We start from the raw sequence: 19,837 nt of genomic DNA, 5'->3' as shown, positions 1-19,837 counted from the left end.
ATCATAGTAATGTTGCTTTTTGATATAAAGCGACATCAAAAATACCTTGAGGGTGTTCAATATGCTCCACTACACGCCATTTTGTTGCATCTACCGTTTGCATTGGGTAATTAAAGAGAGACTTTAATGCATTCCCATAACGCATCGCAATAATCACGTCTTTATTTGTTAAATCATGTAATTGCTCTAATATGTCATATTTGCAGTTGACTGTTGAGCTAAAAATAATATGACTAATCTGTTGTATAGATTGGAGTTGATCCACTGAATGATTTTCAAGGTGAATTGTTAAAGGATGTCCAAGTTTAGCAGCTACTTCCCTTCCCAACCGAATCGCTTCATCGTCAATATCAATTCCTAAAACTTCTGCGCCTGTTCGTTTAGCAATCGATAATAATGTCATCGGAAAAGACCCTGCCCCTACTAACAACACCTTCGACTGATTCGTAATTGCAAAGCTACCAAATTCTTTTTCAATACAGCCTTCTATATTGCGAACATAAGCTGTTATCTCTTCTTTTTCATTTAATAATTTCAAAGCCCAATATTTTTCTATTATTTTTACACATTGGGAAGACATTTTTCTTAAGTTCTCGACTAACGGTGCTATTTCAATCGTTTGTTCTAGTTCATGCCATAGTCTTGCATGATCATTGTCGGTAATAAAGGATGAAAAATCATCAATTGCTACTTCTAGCTCTAAATAAAAATCTACCATTTGATCTCGATTATTTTTATCAATAAAAAACTCGAACTTTTCAACAAAGTAATGTAATCTCTCTAAGAATAGTCCTGGCTCCTTCACTTTCGTCACTCCTACGCATTGGGATTAAAGTTCAATATATGCAATTCCCCTTGCTAATATAAACAAATTAATTTTTATATGGTGGCCAAGACTAAGTGATGAATTCATTTATTAATAACAAACGACAAAAAAGTCGAGAGACACAATGTCCTCGACTTACTTATACAGAGTCTATTATATTCTGCCAGCAGCCTCCAATGTCTCCACTAGCATTTTGGCAAACTCTCCACGTGTAATATATTGATTTGGCGATAGATTTTCATTGTAGTCAAGAGCACCGATGGCATACAATGTCTCCGTATGACGTAATGTTTCCCCCTGAAGATCGTAAGTATCTCGATAAGGTAAAACGGCATATTCTTCTTGTACAAAATCAACAGCATCTAATGTCCGCCCTAGCATTAAAATTGCCTGCTGGCGCGTTATTTTTCCATTTGGATCAAATAATTCTTGCGTTTTCCCTTTAATAATCCCTAGAGAATGTAAGGCACCAACATATCCACCATACCAAGATTTTTTGGCATCAATGTCTTTGAATTGTGTTGGTTGTACTTGCTGAAAGCTGAATGCACGAGCTAGTAATGCACTAAATTGAGCACGTGTTAAGGAATCATTAATGCCAAAATTATTAGCGGTTCTTCCTTGAACAATTCCCCGCTTCGCTAAAGTACTAATGTACGTACTGTATGCTGAATGACCTGTATCACGAAAATAATTGGGCTGTGGATTCACAAATTTTAATTCTGCATTATTATGAAGCGTTACAATCACTCGGTCCCCTAAATCTCGATAAGCAACTGGCTCCATTACGCCTTTTTTAGCAACTTGCTTTAATACACCATCCTGACCATTTTTGAAGATTTCCACTTCAAGCGGCTGACGGTTATTGACAATATCTGCTTTAATGCTAAAAATATCACCTTTTTCAGATGCATTAATAGTAGCACCATATGCAGAGTAAACTGTCATATTTGGCGTTTTCATATGTACATAATTCGTTGGCTCTTGATAGGCATATGCTTGTATGGGGGTAGCAAGTGATAAACCTAACATTCCTATTAACACTACCTTTGGAATTTTCCCCTTCATATTACTCCTCCTTCTTTTCATCTAGAACTATCATACTGGATTTCTCTATGTAAAAATATAGTATTTTTAGCACATTCACCAACACTTTAGTGCCATTTAAAAACTACGCTTCAATTGTTTAGACTTCCGAACAATTGAAGCATAGCTCTAACATGCACTTACAGAATTGCTATTTTATTATCTAATAATACATGTAACTCATGAAGCTTTTTAATTTCAAAATGTGGTTGAATATCGCTTGTATTTTCTATATTACGTATATTAAACCAGCATGTATCTATTCCGGCCTGTAATCCGCCTTTAACATCCGAAGTTAAAGAATCCCCAATAATTAGGGTTTTATCTTTATTTAGATCATCGATACGTTCAAAAACATAATCGAAGAATGCTGGCATTGGTTTTTGATAGCCTGTTTGCTCCGAGATGAAGATACCTTTGAAAAATTGCGCTAAATTAGCATCCTCTAATCGTTTATTTTGAGTCATTGTCTTCCCATTTGAAACGACATATAATTCATAGCTATCTGCAAGCTGTGCGATTACTTCATAGGCACCGTCTACATAATGATGTGCCTCTTTCAAATATTTTTGGAAGATTGCTTCAAAGTATTCCCCATCTACATCTAGGCCGAATTCCTTTAACGCAATTGAAAATCGAGTGTTATGTAGTGTATCTTTAGACACCTCTCCACGTTCAAAAGCACGCCACATCGATTCATTAATCTCTTTATAACGAGCAATCATCGTTGGATTAGTTGCAATATTTTCCTGTTTAAATAAACGGTCAAGGGCAGCATTTTCAGCTAAGTCAAAATCTAATAATGTGTCATCCACGTCAAACAATAATGTTTCATATTTAGTCATGTCATATCCTACTTTCTTTGGTGCAATATTACCATCTTGGTACTTCTATCATAACGTTTTTTTAAAAAAATAACAGGAAATGTACCCAACCCCTCCTTTTACAGAATTTTAGGAAATGTCTTTTAAAAAAAGTCGTTCAAATTATTTCCTTAATTGGGTAATAAATATGATCATCTAACCTAAAAATAGCCCTTTCGATAATTTCGTATTTGAAATTTTTAGCGAATATGAGACAATAGAATGCTAGAAAGGAAGATGTACGAATTATGAAGACCCTACAAAAAATTACGCCTGTCTTTGATCCATGGGAAGCGTATTTAGATGTTGAACAACATGGGCATATGACCCTATCTAATATTGAATTTACAACGACAACACTTTGTAATATGCGCTGTGCACATTGCGCGGTTGGCTATACATTGCAAACTAAAGATCCTGAAGCATTACCAATCGACTTGCTAACAAAGCGTTTAGATGAAATTCCACACCTTAAAACAATCTCGATTACTGGTGGAGAACCGATGATGTCTAAGAAGTCCGTTCAAAACTATGTTTTACCTTTATTGAAATACGCGCATGAACGAGGCGTGCGAACACAAATCAACTCCAATCTAACAATAGAGCCCGAACGTTATTTAATGATTGCACCGTATTTAGATGTGCTACATATTTCACATAACTGGGGCACGGTTGATGAATTTGTTGAAACAGGCTTTGCCATGATGGAGCGAAAACCAACTTATGAACAGCGTGCTGCTTTATTCCAACGCATGATCGATAACTCAAAAATGCTTGCAGAACATGGTGTAATGGTATCGGCGGAAACAATGTTAAACAAAAAAACCTTACCATACTTAGAGCATATCCATAACCAAATCATTAACGATATGAAATGTGCACGCCATGAAGTGCATCCAATGTACCCTTCAGATTTTGCAAGCGCCCTTACGTCTTTATCACTTGAGGAAACACGTGAAGCTATTCATCAGCTACTTGATGTTCGAGATGAAAACACGTGGATGCTGTTTGGCACACTACCGTTCTATCCATGCAGCATGAATGAAGAAGATCAAAAGCTCTTAAAACGACTAAGAGAAGAAAAAAACGTGACAATGCGAAATGATCCAGATGGTCGCTCACGCTTAAATATCAATATCTTTACAGGTGATGTTATCGTGACAGACTTTGGCGACACACCTGCACTTGGAAATATCGTGAACGATGAACTACCTGCCATTTTTGATAAATGGATGGCAACAGATTTAGCGAAATCACTAAACTGTCATTGTCCAGCAGTAAAATGCTTGGGTCCAAACGTTCTTGTTAAAAATATGTATTATAAAGATGCACAGTTTGTTAGCGGCTCTGCTACTGTGTAAAAATGAAAAATGTCCAATGCAAAAGTCTATATGCATTGGACATTTTTTATACTATAGTATTGTTTAATAAATATTTCAGTTGCATTGAAAATGAAAAAGTGAATATATCCATACTTTAAATGTATTTCTTACAGTAAATCTAAGCTTTTTATTCTTTCAATTTCTTCTCTCGATAAGCCTAATAAATCCATTATTTCTTCAACCGTTTCATGACGTTTCAGCAATTTTTTCACTAACTCTATTTGCGCTTGTTTACGCCCTTGCTCTATTCCCTTTTCTAATCCTTGTTCTAATCCTTGCTCTATTCCCTTTTCTAATCCTTGTTCTAATCCTTGCTCTAACCCTTGTTCTCTCCCCTTATTGATTCCATCAATGTAGCGAGCTTCTTCATCTAATATATACTTTAAGCGAGACTGATAAGCAAGAATTGTTTCAGGGGCCTGACTGATTTCTTCCGATACGAAAAACATATACATTTCTTAAAAAATGTATACATCTCTACTGTGACACAACTTATATCTTTTGACTTTCGTTTTGTGTCTTCCTTATTCACCGAGTCTGGTTTCGCGAAAAGCTACTGCCATTTTGTATGACTCTCCAAAGGCTTAAATTCCGCAGTATCGTTGCGTACACATCTAAGGCTTAGTTTCAGTTAAGCTCCTTAGATTGAATAATTTGCTAAATTAATGCTTGCGTTCAAATCTCTATCCATCTTTAATCCGCAAGAGCAGATAAATAATCTGTCTTTCAGTCTCAAATCGGATTTGATTTGTCCACAAGAAGAACAAGTTTTTGATGATGGAAACCATCGGTCGGCTTCAACAAATTCAATTCCATATTTTTCACATTTGTATTGAATTTGCCGTTTGAATTCATATAGCTTTTGCCCGGCTACCGCCTTCGCCAGATGTTTATTTTTCATCATACCTTTTACATTTAAATGTTCCATTACAATACGAGATGGCTTGGTTTTCACGATCTCATTAGAACACTGATGTAAATGATTTGTTCGGATGTCGTTAAGTCGCTTATATAAAATACGGATTTCAGCGTTTTGTTTTTGAATATTTTTCCTATTCTTTAAAGGTATTTTATAGATTGGCTTTCGGTTTTTAGTATACTCTTTCGTGTTGGCTTCAAGCTTACGAGCTAGTTGTCGTTGTTCTCGCTTCAACTTTCGCTCTAATCGTTTGACTTCTTTGGTTTTGTTGATGTTCTCTTTGAACTCTCCATCAGAACAAACTGCCAATTTTTCGATTCCTACATCAATCCCTAAACTCTCGCCCGTCAAATCATATGGCTCAAATTCTTGCTCATATCCAATGGATAAGAACCAATTTCGTCCGTCAAACGAAATGCGTGGATTCGAATATTTATGACCTTTTTTAAGCTTAGGAAGTGCATTGCAAGTTTTTACAATGCCAATCTTTTCACCTCTAAAACCTTCATTTGTTCGTTTTAAACTTTCGTAATTTACATAAAAACTAACTTTACTTCTTCGTCTGCTTTTGAACCTTGGCTTTTCAACAATGCCTTCGAACCAACGCTTTCTAGCAATATCAGCATCTTTCACCGCCTGTTTCATCACATTGCTTCCGACTTCCTTTAGCCATTTATGCGTTGTTGGTTTCAGTTCATTATTGATTTTCTTAAGAATTTCGCTCTCTTTGACTGTACGGTTCTCGTCGTTATAAATACGTGCGCTTTCAGCCAAGAAATAATTGTAAGCCCATCTCGCAGTCCCCGCAGACCTCCAAAACAAAACCTCTTGTTCTTTAGTTGGTTTTAGTCTGATCTTTGTCGCTAGGATCATTGTTTTTTACCTCGTCAATCAATTGTTTAGTTTTCTTCGACCGTTGACCGTATCGAAGAAGATGATAAAGTTTAGTATAAAAAAGGAGCCATGTTCATTTACTGAAAACATAGCTCTTTTTTCGTTATTTTCCATAACACTTCTTATTTTTCTGCTACTACCAAAGGAACGGATTTTTGTACCCTTATATATTACTTGCTACCATACTTATGATTCTATATTTTGAACTGTAAAGTTTAATATATATACTTACATCTGTAACTACATTATTTTTACAATAATGCCTTTGCAAGTAGCTTATAGGAATTCATGCGACTTTTTAGTGCATATTGATTGCAGTTAAGCATCACTTCGTCAAATCCATACTGCTCTTGCTCTGCAACTAAAAATTCAGCGATTTCTTTAGGAGTTCCGACAAGATTGGCTTTACGATTATCCGCAATTGTCATTTTATCCAACTCCGTAAGTGGGTAATCCTGTGCTTCCTCAGGTGACATTACCTGAATGATTTGTCCTTTCATAAGCTGAAGTCGAGTAATATCAACAGGCCTAGCCAAATATTCCGCTTCCTCTAATGTATCTGCAACTGTCGCCGCATAGGTAACGATTATTTGTGGTTTCTCCATGTAATAGGAAGGTGTAAAGTAAGTTTTATACGCATCAAAAATATCCTTTGATATATTTCCAGTGAAAAACTGCGCATATGAATAACCCACACCTAGTCGTCCTGCCTGCATAGCGCTTTGACCACTAGAACCAAGTAACCAAGCCTCTGGTAATTGAATATTTACTGGTGCCGCTATCACTTGGTCATAAACATTTTCGCCCGTTTTTTGATTGTTCATCAATTTTAAAATGATTTCAAGCTTATCATATTGCTCTGTAAATCGTTCTCTTCGGCCTTCTGCTAGTGCATAAATAGAGGCATGGTCGCCACCAGGGGCTCTGCCTACACCAAAGTCAATTCGATTCGGTGCCAAGCCACATAATGTTTTAAAGACCTCTGCCAGTTTATACGGTGAATAGTGCATCATCATCACGCCACCTGTACCGATGCGAAGACGCTTTGTTTTCGCAGCTAAAAAAGCAGCTGTCACCTCGGGCGCTGAACTTGCCAACGAATGACTATTATGGTGCTCCGCTAGCCACATACGATGATAGCCAAGCTCTTCACCTAAAAGCGCTATTTGTTCTGTGCGCTGAAAGGCTTCCTCCGCAGTATGGCCTTTTGGTACAGGCATTTGATCTAAAATACTTAATCTCATTGAACACACCTCTTTGTCTCTATGTCCTCCTCTTCACTCTAATATAGGAAGGTCTTTTTACAAAGCAAAAGACCTTACTCATAAGCAATCTGCTCCATATGCCATGTTTCATAAACCATGCCAATAAGCAATCGTTTTTGTTCCGCACTCAATACTTCATCATTAAACTTCGTTGCATAAACAGTAAATTGCTGGGTTTGTTCATCTACTACAAACTGTAAAATCGCATGCCCCTTTTCACCTTGAAATGTAATATCACCTGATAATTCGACAACATGCTCACCAGTTTTAGCCTGATAATATCGCCAATATGGTTCAAAAAATGCATAATTAAATGCATTACGAACAGCTACATCTGAAAAATTTTCCAAATATCCTTCTTTCACTATATCGATATACTCATGATCTGTAATATCTTTTTTAGCATTATAAACATATCCGACAAGTAGCCCCATAAGGACAACACAAATAAATACTCTTACATGATTTGCTAGACTCAAATGTCATCACGTCCCCTTTACGTAAAAAACACTATCACCTACATAATACATTAAAAAACGTACTTAAAATAGAATATTTTTGATTTTTGTAGAATTCCAAAGTATTAAATAAAAATCTAATACTACTCTATTTAAAAAAATAATAGAAAAATACTATTAAAGCTATTTACAGTCATTTTTCATTTCGCTAATATCAAATTATTATCATAGAAAAGAGATGACCTATTGTGCCTTTCGATTTAGATGTAAACATTTTACTCATTCTTATCTTTTTTGGCTTTCTTGCTGCATTTATCGATTCTGTTGTAGGAGGAGGCGGGCTTATTTCATTACCAGCGCTTATGTTTGTTGGTCTTCCACCATCTGCGGCCGTGGCAACCAATAAATTAGCAGGTACAATGGGGTCACTAACAAGCACTTTGACTTTTTATCGCTCTGGACAATTAGATATTAAATCCGTTTATAAATTGTTCCCATTTGCTTTTATAGGTTCAATGATTGGTGCATGGATTGTCCATCTGATGGATCCTAGCGTTCTCAAACCACTAATGCTTGTAATGCTAGCAGTCGTAGCTATTTACACTATTTTCAAAAAAGACTGGGGTAGCATTTCTACCCATAAAAAAATGACTCCTAAACGTTACGCATTTTTTGTGGTGATCATTACCTTAATCGGGTTCTATGACGGCTTTTTAGGGCCAGGAGCAGGCTCATTTCTACTATTTGCCTTTTTAATGGTTGGCTTTGACTTTTTAAAATCAGCAGGCAATGCCAAATTTTTGAATTTCGCAAGTAATATTGCCGCCCTTCTTATGTTTATATACTTAGGGCAAATAAATTATGCCTATGGTTTACCAATGGGACTTGCACAAATTGCTGGAGCCATTGTTGGTTCTAAATTTGCCATTAAACGTGGTAGTGGGTATGTGCGTAAATTATTTATCGTAGTGACAATTCTATTACTATTGAAAAATACATATGACTATTTTTCATAATTGGTTCGATGGGAGAATTCTGTACCTGTCGCTACGCTTTCGCTACAAAAATTATCTGCTGAAAGAAATACAATTTTTTTCAGCACAACACTTAAATGGTTGTGTATGATCGCTTTTGTTTTTGTATGGTACTACTTTAGAATGATAAAACTTATCTCATAGTAGGGGTAAGTTTTTTTATTGCTATCAACTTTTTCTCCCCTTTTGCACGTCTAGTAGTTGTATATACAATTTGAAAATTAAAAAGGAGCTTCTTTGGACATGAAAACAAGAAATGCATTTCAACATGAAGAAATATTTGTCCAGCTTATTCGTGAACAGAAAGAACGGTTTTATTTGCTCGCGTATAACTATACAAAAAATGAACAGGACGCACTTGATGTTGTACAAGACAGTATTCAAAAAGCAATGCTTTCACTTGATCGACTAGAAAATGTCGAGTATATGAAAAGCTGGTTTTATAAAATCGTCGTACGTACTGCTATTGATTTTTTACGTAAGCATAAACGCTTACAGGTGACAGACGATGATACATTGCAATATTTAACACCTGCACAAGAGGATGTCTACGAAAACGTTGACTTAGAGCATGCGTTAGAGGACTTACCTCAAATGTATCGTGAAGTTGTCATTTTACACTATTTTGAAGATTTAAAGCTCGCTGATGTAGCAGATATCCTTAATATTAAGTTGAGCACAGCCAAATCTCGCCTTTATAAAGCGTTAAAACTGTTAAAAATCCAAATGCAAGATGTGAAGGGAGAAACAGCACATGGATGAGAAATTAAAACAATTAGAAAAACAATATAGTGAAATACCTATTCCAAAGGAACTTGATTTTGTAGTTGAGAAAGCACTAAAGCAAGGCAAAAAGAAGAGAAAAAACCGAGCACCACAATGGTTACTTGGATCTGCAGCGGCTGCAGTACTTTTTACAGCTAGTTTAAATGTTAGTCCAGCAATGGCACGAACACTTTCAGAAATTCCTGTTGTTGGTAGTATCGTAAAAGTTTTAACATGGACTGAATATGAGGTAAAAGAAGAAACATTTGATGCTAACATTAAAGTACCTTCTATTGAAAACTTAGAAAATAAAGATCTTGCCAATACTTTAAATGAAAAATACCGTTCAGAAGGTAAGGCTCTTTATGATGACTTTGTTTCTGAAGTGGATTATATAAAGGAAATTGGAGGCGGTCATGCAGGGATAGATAGCGGTTATGAAATTAAAACAGATACTGACCAAATCTTATCGATTGGCCGTTATACCGTCAATACAGTTGGATCATCTTCTACAGTTATGCAGTACGATACAGTTGATAAACAAAATGAAATATTAATTACATTACCAATGCTATTTAAAGATGATAATTATATTAAAACGATCAGTGAAAACATTATTGAACAAATGCGTGAGCAAGCTGCATCCGACTCAGATAAAACGTTCTGGGTAAAAGGTGGAGGCATCCCTGACGAAGAGCTTTTTGACGAATTTAAAGCTATTAAAGCGGATCAACAATTCTATATTTCTGATAAAGGTAAGCTTGTTATCTCCTTCGATAAATACGAAGTAGCACCTGGCTATATGGGTATAATAGAATTTGAAATCCCAACAGATGTCCTGAAAAAGGATCTTGTAAGTTCTGAGTATATTCATTAATCATTTTGAAATAAATATCGTTCCAAAACACGAGGTATTTGACTTTAAATTGTCAAATACCTCGCTTTTTTATGTATCAAACACTCTTTTAAGAGGAGCCTGCCATGCTTATAATCCTCTCACTTTTTGTCAAAGCTAAAGTGTATCAATTAACGTTAGAGGGTTTTCATATGAAAGGTGTAGGATCAATTAGTATTTTACATGTTATTTTTTTATCCATGACTGTCATTGGCTTAAAAAATCACGTGACAATTATTCCCCCACTACTTGATGTTGCAGGAAGGGACGGATGGATCTCTGTACTAATGTCCTCAGCTATTATATTCTTTTGGCTATTTCTTTTAGTTTATATTCAAAAAAAGACAAATCAGGAGCCAATTAGGGACTGGTTAGATGGAAAAATTGGAAAAACAGGCTCAACAATTATTATTTATAGTATCGCTATATTTTTATTCATCCTCAGTGCTTTTACGATGGTTGAAACATTGCAATGGGTAAACACAACGTTTTTACCTCAAACTCCAGTCATTATGTTATTACTCATATATACAATTCTTTGTATTTTACTTGTTACAACAAGTTTACAAACCATTGCTATTTTAAATGTCTTTGTATTATTCGGTGTAGTAGTCTTTGGATTTTTTGTCGCATTTACAAATCTACAGGTAAAAGAATACGAGTTATTACGCCCATTTTTTGAGCACGGATTCACCCCTGTTATGAAAGGGATGATTTATCCAGCTTCAGGATTTATTGAACTATTAATGCTTTTATTTTTACAACATCAATTTAAAGAGCGTATTCGTTGGTATCATTTTGGCATCATGCTTTTCATATTAATGGGGCTTACTTTAGGTCCGCTGATCGGTGCAATTACAGAATTTGGTCCAACTGAAGCGGCAAAGCAAAGATATCCTGCTTACGAGGAATGGGGATTAGTATCGATTGGTCGTTATATTGAGCATCTTGACTTTTTCTCTATTTATCAATGGCTTACTGGAACATTTATACGAGTTGGCTTCTTTTTATATATAATAGCGGATTTACTGAAAATGACTGGGGATCCAAAACGAATATGGAAAATGCTAGCTCCCCCCTTCTTTCTATTTTGTTTGCCGTTAATTATTTTAAATGAAAACATATTTTTGAAAGTGAAAGGGAACTATATATTAACTGCTACTTTTGTTTTCTTTTTTCTTTTATCCATTTTTTTCGTACTAGTAGCTTTCTTTTCAAATAAATCTTCTAAAAAAGGGAAACCTGAAAAACAAGAAATGGAAAGTGGTGAGTTATAATGCCTCAGCAGGAGAAGGCTATAGACCTAAACACCTTAAAAAAACTATTTCAAAAATCAGCAGATATTCAATTTCAGGAATATACATTTAATCAACAAAAGGTTCAATTCATAACTTGTGATGCAATGATCGACCAACACCTGCTCAATGAAGTCATTATTAGGCGTATCCAATTTCTTTATGATCATTTAGCTGATACATCCTTTGAAGAAAATATTACAAATCAACTTCATATCCCGACTCTTCAAAAAGTCAAAGATAAAGAAGAAGCTATTACTTTTGTATATACAGGTTTCTTATTACTTTATTTTGAGGAAGAAGAACTTTTATATGCTAGTAATATCGCTAAAAAGCCTAATCGAAATCCGGAAGAGACGAGAATGGAAGTTCTTGTTAAGGGACCTAGAGATAATTTTATTGAAGATATTCGCGTCAACATTGCACTATTGCGCAAACGTTTACCAACGAATTCGTTTTGTGTAGAAAAAATGGAGGTAGGTAAACGTTCAAAAACAACCGTGGCCATTCTTTATTTCGATGATATTGTCGATATGGATATTTTACATGGAATAAAAAAACAACTGGCATCTGTAGATACAGATATTGTCTTTAGCGGGGATATATTAATGGAGCGGATTAACAAAAACTCCAAGCTTTTCCCAAAATTTGATTATACCGGTCGGCCTGATTATGCTATTCAGTCTCTAATTAGAGGACGCTTTCTCATTCTCGTTGATGGTGTAGCATATGCCGTCGTCACACCCGTAAATTTATTTTTATTGTTGAAATCTGCAGAGGATAATGAATATCCTGTCATTTTCAGTTCTATTGAACGACTTTTGAGGATTTTAGGGATTTTAATTGGTTTACTGTTACCCGCATTTTGGCTCTCGCTAACGACTTATCACCAAAATCAACTACCATTTCAGCTCTTAGCAACAGTTGTCCAAGCAAAAACAGGGCTACCTCTCCCCTCCTCCCTCGAAATGTTACTAATGCTATTAATGTTTGAATTGTTTCGTGAAGCTGGCTTACGTCTGCCTTCTGTTATTGGAGGTACGATAAGCGTTGTTGGCGGTTTAATTATTGGTGATGCAGCCATTCGCGCAGGTGTGACAAGTCCAGAAATGATTGTAGTTATTGCGATCTCTACCATTGCATCATTTACACTTGTTAACCAATCTCTTGTCACAACCATCAGTATATTACGTATTGCTTTCATTCTTGCCAGTGCATTTTTTGGTTTATTTGGATTTTTTATATCCCTCTACCTTACACTTCTTTACTTATGTAATATCCGAATCTATGGTTACTCTTACATGAATCTCGCCACAGATTTAAATTGGTCAACTATAAAAAAATCGATCTTCCGTTTATCCGCAAAAAGTTACACTGAGCGTAATAAAGCACTTGCACCTCAAGATTACACCCGTACCGCTGAAAACAAGGAGAAGCAATGAAGAAAATAAGACAATAAGAAATATCCCCTCAAATGAGCATAACTATTTGAGAGGATATTTCAATTTAAATGATGCCATTTTTAGTTTAGTTCAACATACTCCTGCATGGATAGTTCCCCTTGTCCTTTACGAAACTGAATATGATGAAGTTTAGCGAAAATGCCATTTTGTGCAACAAGCTCATCATAAGTTCCATCTTCTTCAATTCCATTTGGTGTCACTACTAGGACTCGATCAGCATTGCGGATGGTTGCCAGTCGATGGGCAATAACTAGGGTTGTTCGATTTTCAGCAAGCTCTGTTAATGACTGTTGGATAATCATCTCTGTTTCTGTATCCAAAGCAGAGGTTGCTTCGTCTAATATTAAAATCGGTGGGTTTTTTAGGAACATTCGAGCAATGGCAATTCGTTGCTTTTGTCCACCGGAAAGCTTTAAGCCACGCTCCCCGATTTGTGTCTCATAGCCATTTGGAAGCTCTGCGATAAATGCCTCTAAATGTGCCTTTTTAGCCGCCTCACGAATTTCTTCCTCACTAGCACCTAATTTTCCATAGGCAATATTTTCTCGAATAGTACCTGTAAATAAAAAGACATCCTGCTGTACGATACCAATTTGCGAACGTAATGAAGACTGTGTCATATTTCGCACATCAATCCCATCAATCGTAATGGCACCGCTACTTACTTCATAGAACCTTGGGATTAAAGAACAAATCGTTGTTTTACCCGCTCCGGATGGACCAACAAATGCAATCGTTTGTCCAGCAAGTACGTCAAAGGAAATATCCGTTAACACCGTTTTGGATGTGTCATAATTAAAATGAACATTGTTAAATGAAATATCTCCGTAAAGATGTTGAACTGCCTTTGCTCCTTCACGATCCTGGATTTCTGGTTCCTTTTCTATTAATTCACGGAAGCGTTTAAAGCCTGCCATCCCCTTTGGATAAAGCTCTAGCAATGCACTAATTTTATCGATGGGTTTAATTAGAACATTTGTATATAAAACAAAGCTAACTAGCTCACCGTAAGATAGTTTGCCACTAAAGCTTAGCCATGACCCAACAACAAGCACAACTAACGTTAACAAACGTGTCATCATATAAATACTGGAGTGTGTTCCTGCCATAATTTTATAAGCATACAATTTGGCAGAGCGGAAAAAGCCGTTTTGCTCCTTAAAGCGTTCAATTTCAAACGCTTCATTTGTAAAGGATTTGACGACGCGTACGCCAGATACACTATCCTCTACACGACCATTCACATCAGCGATTTTCCCATACATTGTTTTCCATGCACTGTTCATTTTAATATTGCTAAATGTAACAAGCCATGTTAAAAACGGCACCATTATTGCGGCAATTAACGCTAATGTTGGATTAACATTAAACATAATAGCAAAGGCCCCGATAAATGTCATAATCGCAATAAATAAATCCTCCGGTCCATGATGGGCAAACTCGCCAATATCAAATAAATCATTTGTAATACGGCTCATAATATGACCTGTTTTCGTATTATCAAAAAAACGGAATGATTGACGCTGAACATGTGTAAATAACTCTTGTCGCATATCTGTCTCGATGTTAATACCTAGTTTATGTCCTAAATAGTTGACAATAAAGTTAAGGACTGTGCTAATTACATAAACAAGTAATAATAACACACTTACTTTGACAATCATGCCCCAGTCACCTGTAGGTAATAACTCGTCAATAAACCACTGAACAGCTAGAGGAAATGCGAGTTCTAAAATTGCTACAATGATCGCACTCGAAAAATCGATCACAAATAATCGTTTATGAGGTTTGTAATATGAAAAAAACTTTCTATACATGTATGTCTCCTCTCTATGTTGCTAAATTTTTTTGCATCTCTCCAATAGTACCACTTGTTTAAACTGTTCGGTAAAGGATTTTTTCACTTTATTTTCAATTTTTATTTGCAATGGATTAGAAACATGTTATAATCCATGTATAAAGAATTGAATAGCTTTTGACAATTTTGTCAAAGGGGAGTAGCTAGCAGATGTAAATAAAACATCTGATTTCACATTCGTCATTACATGGTCATATGCCATCGGGTGTGAAGGCATTTTTTGTCGTACATGATATTTTTCTGTGCAACTAACAGTTAATTGCTTAGCAAGACCTTTGCCTATTTTTTAGGCAGAGGTCTTTTTATTTTGCCTAAAATGCAAAGAATACGTTAAAAGCAGTACATTCATTTCTGTTCGAAGTATAAAGGAGGAAACAAATTTGGAGGCAATTTTATTAGAATACGCATGGGTACTCATCGTATTAATTGTACTAGAAGGTTTATTAGCTGCTGATAATGCAGTTGTTATGGCCGTTATGGTAAAACATTTACCTAAGGAACAACAGCAAAAAGCACTATTATATGGTTTAATAGGAGCATTTATTTTCCGCTTTGCTGCACTATTCCTTATTACAACGCTTGTTAATTTCTGGCAAATTCAAGCTCTTGGTGCTGCATACTTATTATTCATGTCAGGTAAGCATATTTATGATTCACGGAAGGCTGCACAAACCCCCGAAGAAACTCAAGAGCCTAAAAAACAATCTGGCTTCTGGATGACTGTTATGAAAGTTGAGCTTGCCGACATCGCCTTTGCGGTAGATTCAATTTTAGCAGCGGTCGCTATTGCAGTAACGCTACCACATGTCGGAGATTTTGATATTGGCGGCATTAATGTTGGTCAATTCTCAGTGATGTTCTTAGGTGGTATTATCGGTGTTATCATGATGCGTTTTGCGGCTCGTTGGTTCGTGCAAGTTCTTGATAAATTCCCATCACTTGAAACAGCTGCCTTCCTAATCGTAGGCTGGGTTGGTGTAAAGCTGGCTGTTCTAGCATTAGCACACGAAAAACTAGCTATCATTCCACATGATTTTCCACACTCAACAACGTGGAAGCTTATTTTCTGGACTGTATTAATTGGTATTGCTCTTGGTGGATATTTAGTTGGCGTGAAAAACCAAAAGAAAAATGCAAAATAATTAATCAAAAATTCGCCTAGACATTCCATCATGGCGAATTTTTGATTTTATACAATTTCTCAGAGGATTCCCTATCCCCCTGCCAAAAAACTGGCTAGTCCAGATCCGTCATGATAGTTTCCACAAACCGAAGAAGCTTGGCAATCAATCGTCAGAACGGAGGAGCATTTTGTGGATGCTTCACTCCTTCATTTAATAAAGAACCATTTTTTTATAAATTTGAATCTTTTTAGAAAATGGTTCGTATAATTATAGATACTTATTTTACAAAAGAAAGGATTTTTCAACATGGCATATGCTAACCGCAATCATAACTTGAACAAAATTTTGAAACACTTTGCCTTTATGTGGGTGTTAACAGTAATCGGGATGTACATCGCAACATTTTTACCCCCTGCTATTATCATGCCGATATCCATTATTACAATTGTGCTTCTTATCATTGCCTGCTTTGTGCGAAGTCTGAAACTCGCTAATTCCATTATGTATACGATCCCCTTCTTAATGGGAATTACACTATTTTGGACAACACAATTTTTCATTGCAGAGCTAGGACAACAGCTTGTGTTACTTGTTTTCGTAGCGACCGTAGCCATCTTCATTGTGCTAGCACTTGTTGGTATGATGATGAATAAAGACATTTCCAATTGGGGAAGCTATTTATTCACCGTATTAATCGTCGTACTCGTATTTTCTCTAGTTTTTATGTTTATCCCTGTAAGCAATATAGTTGGACTGATTATAGCGGGAGTAACTGTACTACTATTTAGTCTCTATACAGTTTATGACTTTAACCGAATCAGACATAATCACGTTTCAGATGATGAAGTCGTTGGTATGGCCTTAAATCTTTACTTAGATTTTATTAATTTATTTACTAATCTATTAGAAGTAATTTGGCGATTAAAAGAGGAATTTGAATAAAATTAAAGCTTTCTTCAGTGGGGTTGGGGTTCGCTTCATCCCCCATTGGATAGAAGGACACAAGCTAAAACCTTCATTTCCTATGAAAATGCTTGTGTGACCGACATCCTGTTGCCCCTCACCAATCGGGCTTTTACAAGCAGTTAACTTCCCATCTTACTCCTTAATTTTGAGGTAGGAATCTTACTGCAGGATTTTTTAATTGAGAATAAATATCATTTGTATAACACCCTACCTTCGTTGTATACTATAAGACATCAACAGGTATTTACTACTAAGGGAGGAAAACTTTTATGTTATCTGAAAAACTACACACAGCACTAAACGAACAAATGAATTTTGAATTTTACTCAGCGCACGCCTATATGGCAATGGCGGCATACTGTACAGATCAAGATTATGATGGCTTTGCCAACTTCTTTTTAGTACAGGCCGAAGAAGAGCGCTTCCATGCTATGAAATTTTATAATTTTCTAAGTGATATGGGCTACCGCGCAACAATCCACGGCTATGATAGCCCTGAAAATAATTTTGATTCGATTCTACATGCTTTTAAATCTGCTCTTTCACACGAAAAAGAAGTGACTCGCCGCATTTACAATTTATCCGATATCGCTTTAGATGAACGTGAGCATGCGACAATGGCTTTCTTAAAATGGTTCATAGACGAGCAAGTAGAAGAAGAATCAACATTCGATACGTTAATTCGTAAAATTGAACGCATTCAAAGTGATTCCAACGCAATCTTTATGCTTGATGCTGAATTAGCAAGTCGTAAATTTACACCTGATGCTGAAGCATAAAATTTAAAATTAATTAATAAAGAATCTGCCGTATGAGCAGATTCTTTTTTTGACTATTTCAATGGAATATCAACCGTTTGAGTTCCATCTAAAAAGTTCTCATAATGGGTGAAATAAATGCGGACTGGATTGACAACTTCCTTTATGTCATATGTTTCTGTTTGTTCGATTACGTATTCACCAGGTCTATAGTAACTTCCTGAATTACTGTAAACAGTTTCGCCATTTGCATCAATTGCTGTACCAAGTAAACCGATATTTTTATCTTTATAAGAAGTTGGAACATTTATTGTTACCATTCGCTTATTAACTTGAACCTTTAAGCCTGGGAGTGGTGGTTTGGATAGTACTTTCTTTTGCATAAAATCTACTTCTATAAAATCCTGACCTTTTGGCAATGCTTTTACTTTACCAATGGATAAGGTCAACTTTTTGGGCTCTCTAAAATAATTACTTTGCATAAAAACTGTTTCTTCTTCATCTATTAGATTACCCGTAGCTGTTAAACCATTATTGATTGTCGACCACTCCTCCCCTATTTCATCCAATAGACGTATATCATCAAATCCTAAAATACGCATTTCATTATTTGGGTCAAGAGCGATTGTAATACCTGTACGAAGTGGTGAAATTGAAACGGACTTGACGATGATATGCTGTTCTTCAAAGCTCATTTTTTCATTCAATTCATAGATCTTCGTTTTCGCAATGGGCTTTTTAAGTAAAAATGGAATCGTAAATTCTGTTTGTTTTTCATCATCAAATTGTATATATAATTCAAATTCGGCATTGTCATAACTAATAGGATCCTTAAATGTAGCCTCAAGTTTTTCTTCAATCAAAAATGTTTCCTTTTCGTCATAAAAGCTGTAACTCATTCCTGCAGGTAATACCCTACCATTTTGGCGGAGCTCTATTTCCTTGATTTTTAAATGACGAACATCAAACGGTGCGGAAAATGTATAAGGTAAAATCATACCTGTTTCATCAGCAATAACCCCTCGTAGTGTAAAAGTTAAACCATTTTTCGTTTGTGACAATCCTAGTTCCTCATAATAGTTATTACGGAGTATATCTTCGACCCCTTTATCGTACGTGATCATCTGAACTAGTGGAGCAAAGCCTGGGATTTTTGCGATGGCACTAGCAACAGCTGGAGATATACGAATGGACGTTACAAATAGCAATAGTAATGCACAAGTAACAACGATGCCCTGCCATTTACGTTGTCGATTACGCTTCTCTTTTTGAAAGCGTATGATACTTTTTATGTACGACGCTTCTAATTGTTCATGCGGAATGTCAATTTGTTCCAACTCTTTGACGAAAGTATCATAATCATGCTTTTTTACCTGTTTCATCTACAGCTCTCCCTTCTCCATAAAATAGAGTTTTAACTTTTTCAATGCCCCATGCAACCTCGATTTCACTGTTCCTTCTGGAATATTTTGAAGTGCAGCAATATCTTGATTTTTATAGTCTTGAAAATATTTCAAAAAAATTAGCTCCTGTTGCTCTTTTGGTAGCTTTGTAATGATATCTGTCATTTCAAAACGCTCATGATTCGATGCAGTGTTACCGATATCTATGTTCTCCTGTAAATCTAGACGCTTACTTTTTTCCCGCATATCATGACAAATATTGAGTAAAATTCGGACAAGCCACGTACCAAAATAAGCTGGTTCTTTTACAGTATGTATCTTTTTTAAGCTACGGTATGTTGCTTCTTGCACTGCTTCAATGGCATCATGTTCATTTTTTAAATAGGCGAATGCCATACGGTACATTGTCCTTTCATATTGATTAAGTCATTGTAAAAATGCTAGTTCGTCTCCAGCCATCGCACGCTTTACCAATGCTTGTTCATCCATCACATTCACTCCCTTCTATTTATTAGACAAACGAGCTGACACTTTCGTTCATTTTATTTTCTTTTAATGCAAATAAAAATGCGAAGTTCTTCTC

18 protein-coding genes and 1 pseudogene are annotated in these 19,837 nt (G+C 35.9%); 9 read left to right on the top strand and 10 right to left on the bottom strand.

Annotation, left to right across the window (positions count from 1 at the left end; all coding sequences use genetic code 11):
• Window position 1: 1 nt before the first annotated feature.
• The 3 genes from ACB089_RS10325 to ACB089_RS10315 form a co-directional block, all read right to left on the bottom strand.
• Window positions 2-805 (bottom strand): SAM-dependent methyltransferase, encoded by an 804-nt coding sequence (locus ACB089_RS10325; protein WP_374966320.1) that lies wholly within the window; start codon window positions 803-805, stop codon window positions 2-4.
• Window positions 806-979: 174 nt separating this feature from the next.
• The gene (locus tag ACB089_RS10320; protein WP_374966319.1) at window positions 980-1,894 is read right to left on the bottom strand and encodes an S-layer homology domain-containing protein; all 915 of its coding nucleotides are present in this window, start codon (window positions 1,892-1,894) and stop codon (window positions 980-982) included.
• Window positions 1,895-2,052: 158 nt separating this feature from the next.
• On the bottom strand, window positions 2,053-2,757 hold the full coding sequence (locus tag ACB089_RS10315) for a YjjG family noncanonical pyrimidine nucleotidase (RefSeq protein ID WP_374966318.1): 705 nt from the start codon (window positions 2,755-2,757) through the stop codon (window positions 2,053-2,055).
• Window positions 2,758-3,023: 266 nt separating this feature from the next.
• Here ACB089_RS10315 and yfkAB point away from each other — a divergent pair, with 266 nt between their 5' ends.
• Window positions 3,024-4,136 (top strand): radical SAM/CxCxxxxC motif protein YfkAB, encoded by a 1,113-nt coding sequence (gene yfkAB / locus ACB089_RS10310; RefSeq protein ID WP_374966317.1) that lies wholly within the window; start codon window positions 3,024-3,026, stop codon window positions 4,134-4,136.
• Window positions 4,137-4,264: 128 nt separating this feature from the next.
• Here the strand turns inward: yfkAB and ACB089_RS10305 are convergent, their stop codons facing one another.
• The 4 genes from ACB089_RS10305 to ACB089_RS10290 all read right to left on the bottom strand — a co-directional run bounded on the left by ACB089_RS10305 (window position 4,265) and on the right by ACB089_RS10290 (window position 7,714).
• On the bottom strand, window positions 4,265-4,606 hold the full coding sequence (locus ACB089_RS10305) for a hypothetical protein (protein ID WP_374966316.1): 342 nt from the start codon (window positions 4,604-4,606) through the stop codon (window positions 4,265-4,267).
• 191 nt (window positions 4,607-4,797) lie between these two features.
• On the bottom strand, window positions 4,798-5,949 hold the full coding sequence (locus tag ACB089_RS10300) for an RNA-guided endonuclease InsQ/TnpB family protein (RefSeq protein ID WP_374966315.1): 1,152 nt from the start codon (window positions 5,947-5,949) through the stop codon (window positions 4,798-4,800).
• A gap of 272 nt (window positions 5,950-6,221) precedes the next feature.
• Window positions 6,222-7,214: an LLM class flavin-dependent oxidoreductase gene (locus ACB089_RS10295; protein ID WP_374966314.1), complete on the bottom strand. Its 993-nt coding sequence runs from the start codon at window positions 7,212-7,214 to the stop codon at window positions 6,222-6,224.
• A 74-nt stretch (window positions 7,215-7,288) separates the two neighbouring features.
• A complete protein-coding gene (locus tag ACB089_RS10290) occupies window positions 7,289-7,714 on the bottom strand; it encodes a hypothetical protein (protein WP_374966313.1) in 426 nt (141 codons plus the stop codon).
• A 227-nt stretch (window positions 7,715-7,941) separates the two neighbouring features.
• Here ACB089_RS10290 and ACB089_RS10285 point away from each other — a divergent pair, with 227 nt between their 5' ends.
• From ACB089_RS10285 to ACB089_RS10265, 5 genes are all read left to right on the top strand, one after another.
• Window positions 7,942-8,709: a TSUP family transporter gene (locus tag ACB089_RS10285; protein ID WP_374966312.1), complete on the top strand. Its 768-nt coding sequence runs from the start codon at window positions 7,942-7,944 to the stop codon at window positions 8,707-8,709.
• Window positions 8,710-8,970: 261 nt separating this feature from the next.
• Window positions 8,971-9,489 (top strand): sigma-70 family RNA polymerase sigma factor, encoded by a 519-nt coding sequence (locus ACB089_RS10280; RefSeq protein WP_068984625.1) that lies wholly within the window; start codon window positions 8,971-8,973, stop codon window positions 9,487-9,489.
• Window positions 9,482-10,369, top strand: a complete 888-nt coding sequence (locus ACB089_RS10275) for a DUF3298 domain-containing protein (RefSeq protein WP_374966311.1) — start codon at window positions 9,482-9,484, stop codon at window positions 10,367-10,369. Before ACB089_RS10280 ends, ACB089_RS10275 begins: the two co-directional genes overlap by 8 nt.
• Window positions 10,370-10,539: 170 nt before the next feature.
• Window positions 10,540-11,664 (top strand): endospore germination permease, encoded by a 1,125-nt coding sequence (locus tag ACB089_RS10270; RefSeq protein WP_374966310.1) that lies wholly within the window; start codon window positions 10,540-10,542, stop codon window positions 11,662-11,664.
• On the top strand, window positions 11,664-13,124 hold the full coding sequence (locus ACB089_RS10265) for a spore germination protein (protein WP_374966309.1): 1,461 nt from the start codon (window positions 11,664-11,666) through the stop codon (window positions 13,122-13,124). Before ACB089_RS10270 ends, ACB089_RS10265 begins: the two co-directional genes overlap by 1 nt.
• A gap of 80 nt (window positions 13,125-13,204) precedes the next feature.
• On the opposite strand, the gene ACB089_RS10260 is transcribed toward ACB089_RS10265, so the two are convergent.
• On the bottom strand, window positions 13,205-14,962 hold the full coding sequence (locus tag ACB089_RS10260) for an ABC transporter ATP-binding protein (protein WP_374966308.1): 1,758 nt from the start codon (window positions 14,960-14,962) through the stop codon (window positions 13,205-13,207).
• 421 nt (window positions 14,963-15,383) lie between these two features.
• Here ACB089_RS10260 and ACB089_RS10255 point away from each other — a divergent pair, with 421 nt between their 5' ends.
• The 3 genes from ACB089_RS10255 (at window position 15,384) to ACB089_RS10245 (ending at window position 17,872) form a co-directional block, all read left to right on the top strand.
• Window positions 15,384-16,145 carry a TerC family protein gene (locus ACB089_RS10255; protein WP_374966307.1) on the top strand — a complete coding sequence of 254 codons (762 nt, stop codon included), beginning with the start codon at window positions 15,384-15,386 and terminating at the stop codon, window positions 16,143-16,145.
• Window positions 16,146-16,433: 288 nt separating this feature from the next.
• Entirely contained in the window at window positions 16,434-17,069 is a 636-nt protein-coding gene (locus ACB089_RS10250; protein ID WP_374966306.1) for a Bax inhibitor-1 family protein, read from the top strand.
• A 293-nt stretch (window positions 17,070-17,362) separates the two neighbouring features.
• A complete protein-coding gene (locus ACB089_RS10245; RefSeq protein ID WP_374966305.1) occupies window positions 17,363-17,872 on the top strand; it encodes a ferritin in 510 nt (169 codons plus the stop codon).
• A gap of 53 nt (window positions 17,873-17,925) precedes the next feature.
• On the opposite strand, the gene ACB089_RS10240 is transcribed toward ACB089_RS10245, so the two are convergent.
• Together ACB089_RS10240 and ACB089_RS10235 are read right to left on the bottom strand one after the other, a co-directional pair.
• Complete coding sequence (locus tag ACB089_RS10240; RefSeq protein ID WP_374966304.1) at window positions 17,926-19,233, bottom strand: DUF4179 domain-containing protein; 1,308 nt, start codon at window positions 19,231-19,233, stop codon at window positions 17,926-17,928.
• Window positions 19,234-19,665 (bottom strand): annotated as a pseudogene (locus ACB089_RS10235) (sigma-70 family RNA polymerase sigma factor); the annotation flags it as partial. It abuts the gene before it with no gap.
• Window positions 19,666-19,837: the final 172 nt, after the last annotated feature.

It is taken from the genome of Lysinibacillus sp. RS10 (assembly GCF_041956855.1).
Taxonomy (GTDB): domain Bacteria; phylum Bacillota; class Bacilli; order Bacillales_A; family Planococcaceae; genus Lysinibacillus; species Lysinibacillus xylanilyticus_A.
Note: the sequence above shows the minus strand (reverse complement) of the source record. Positions and strands in the feature narration are given on the sequence as shown.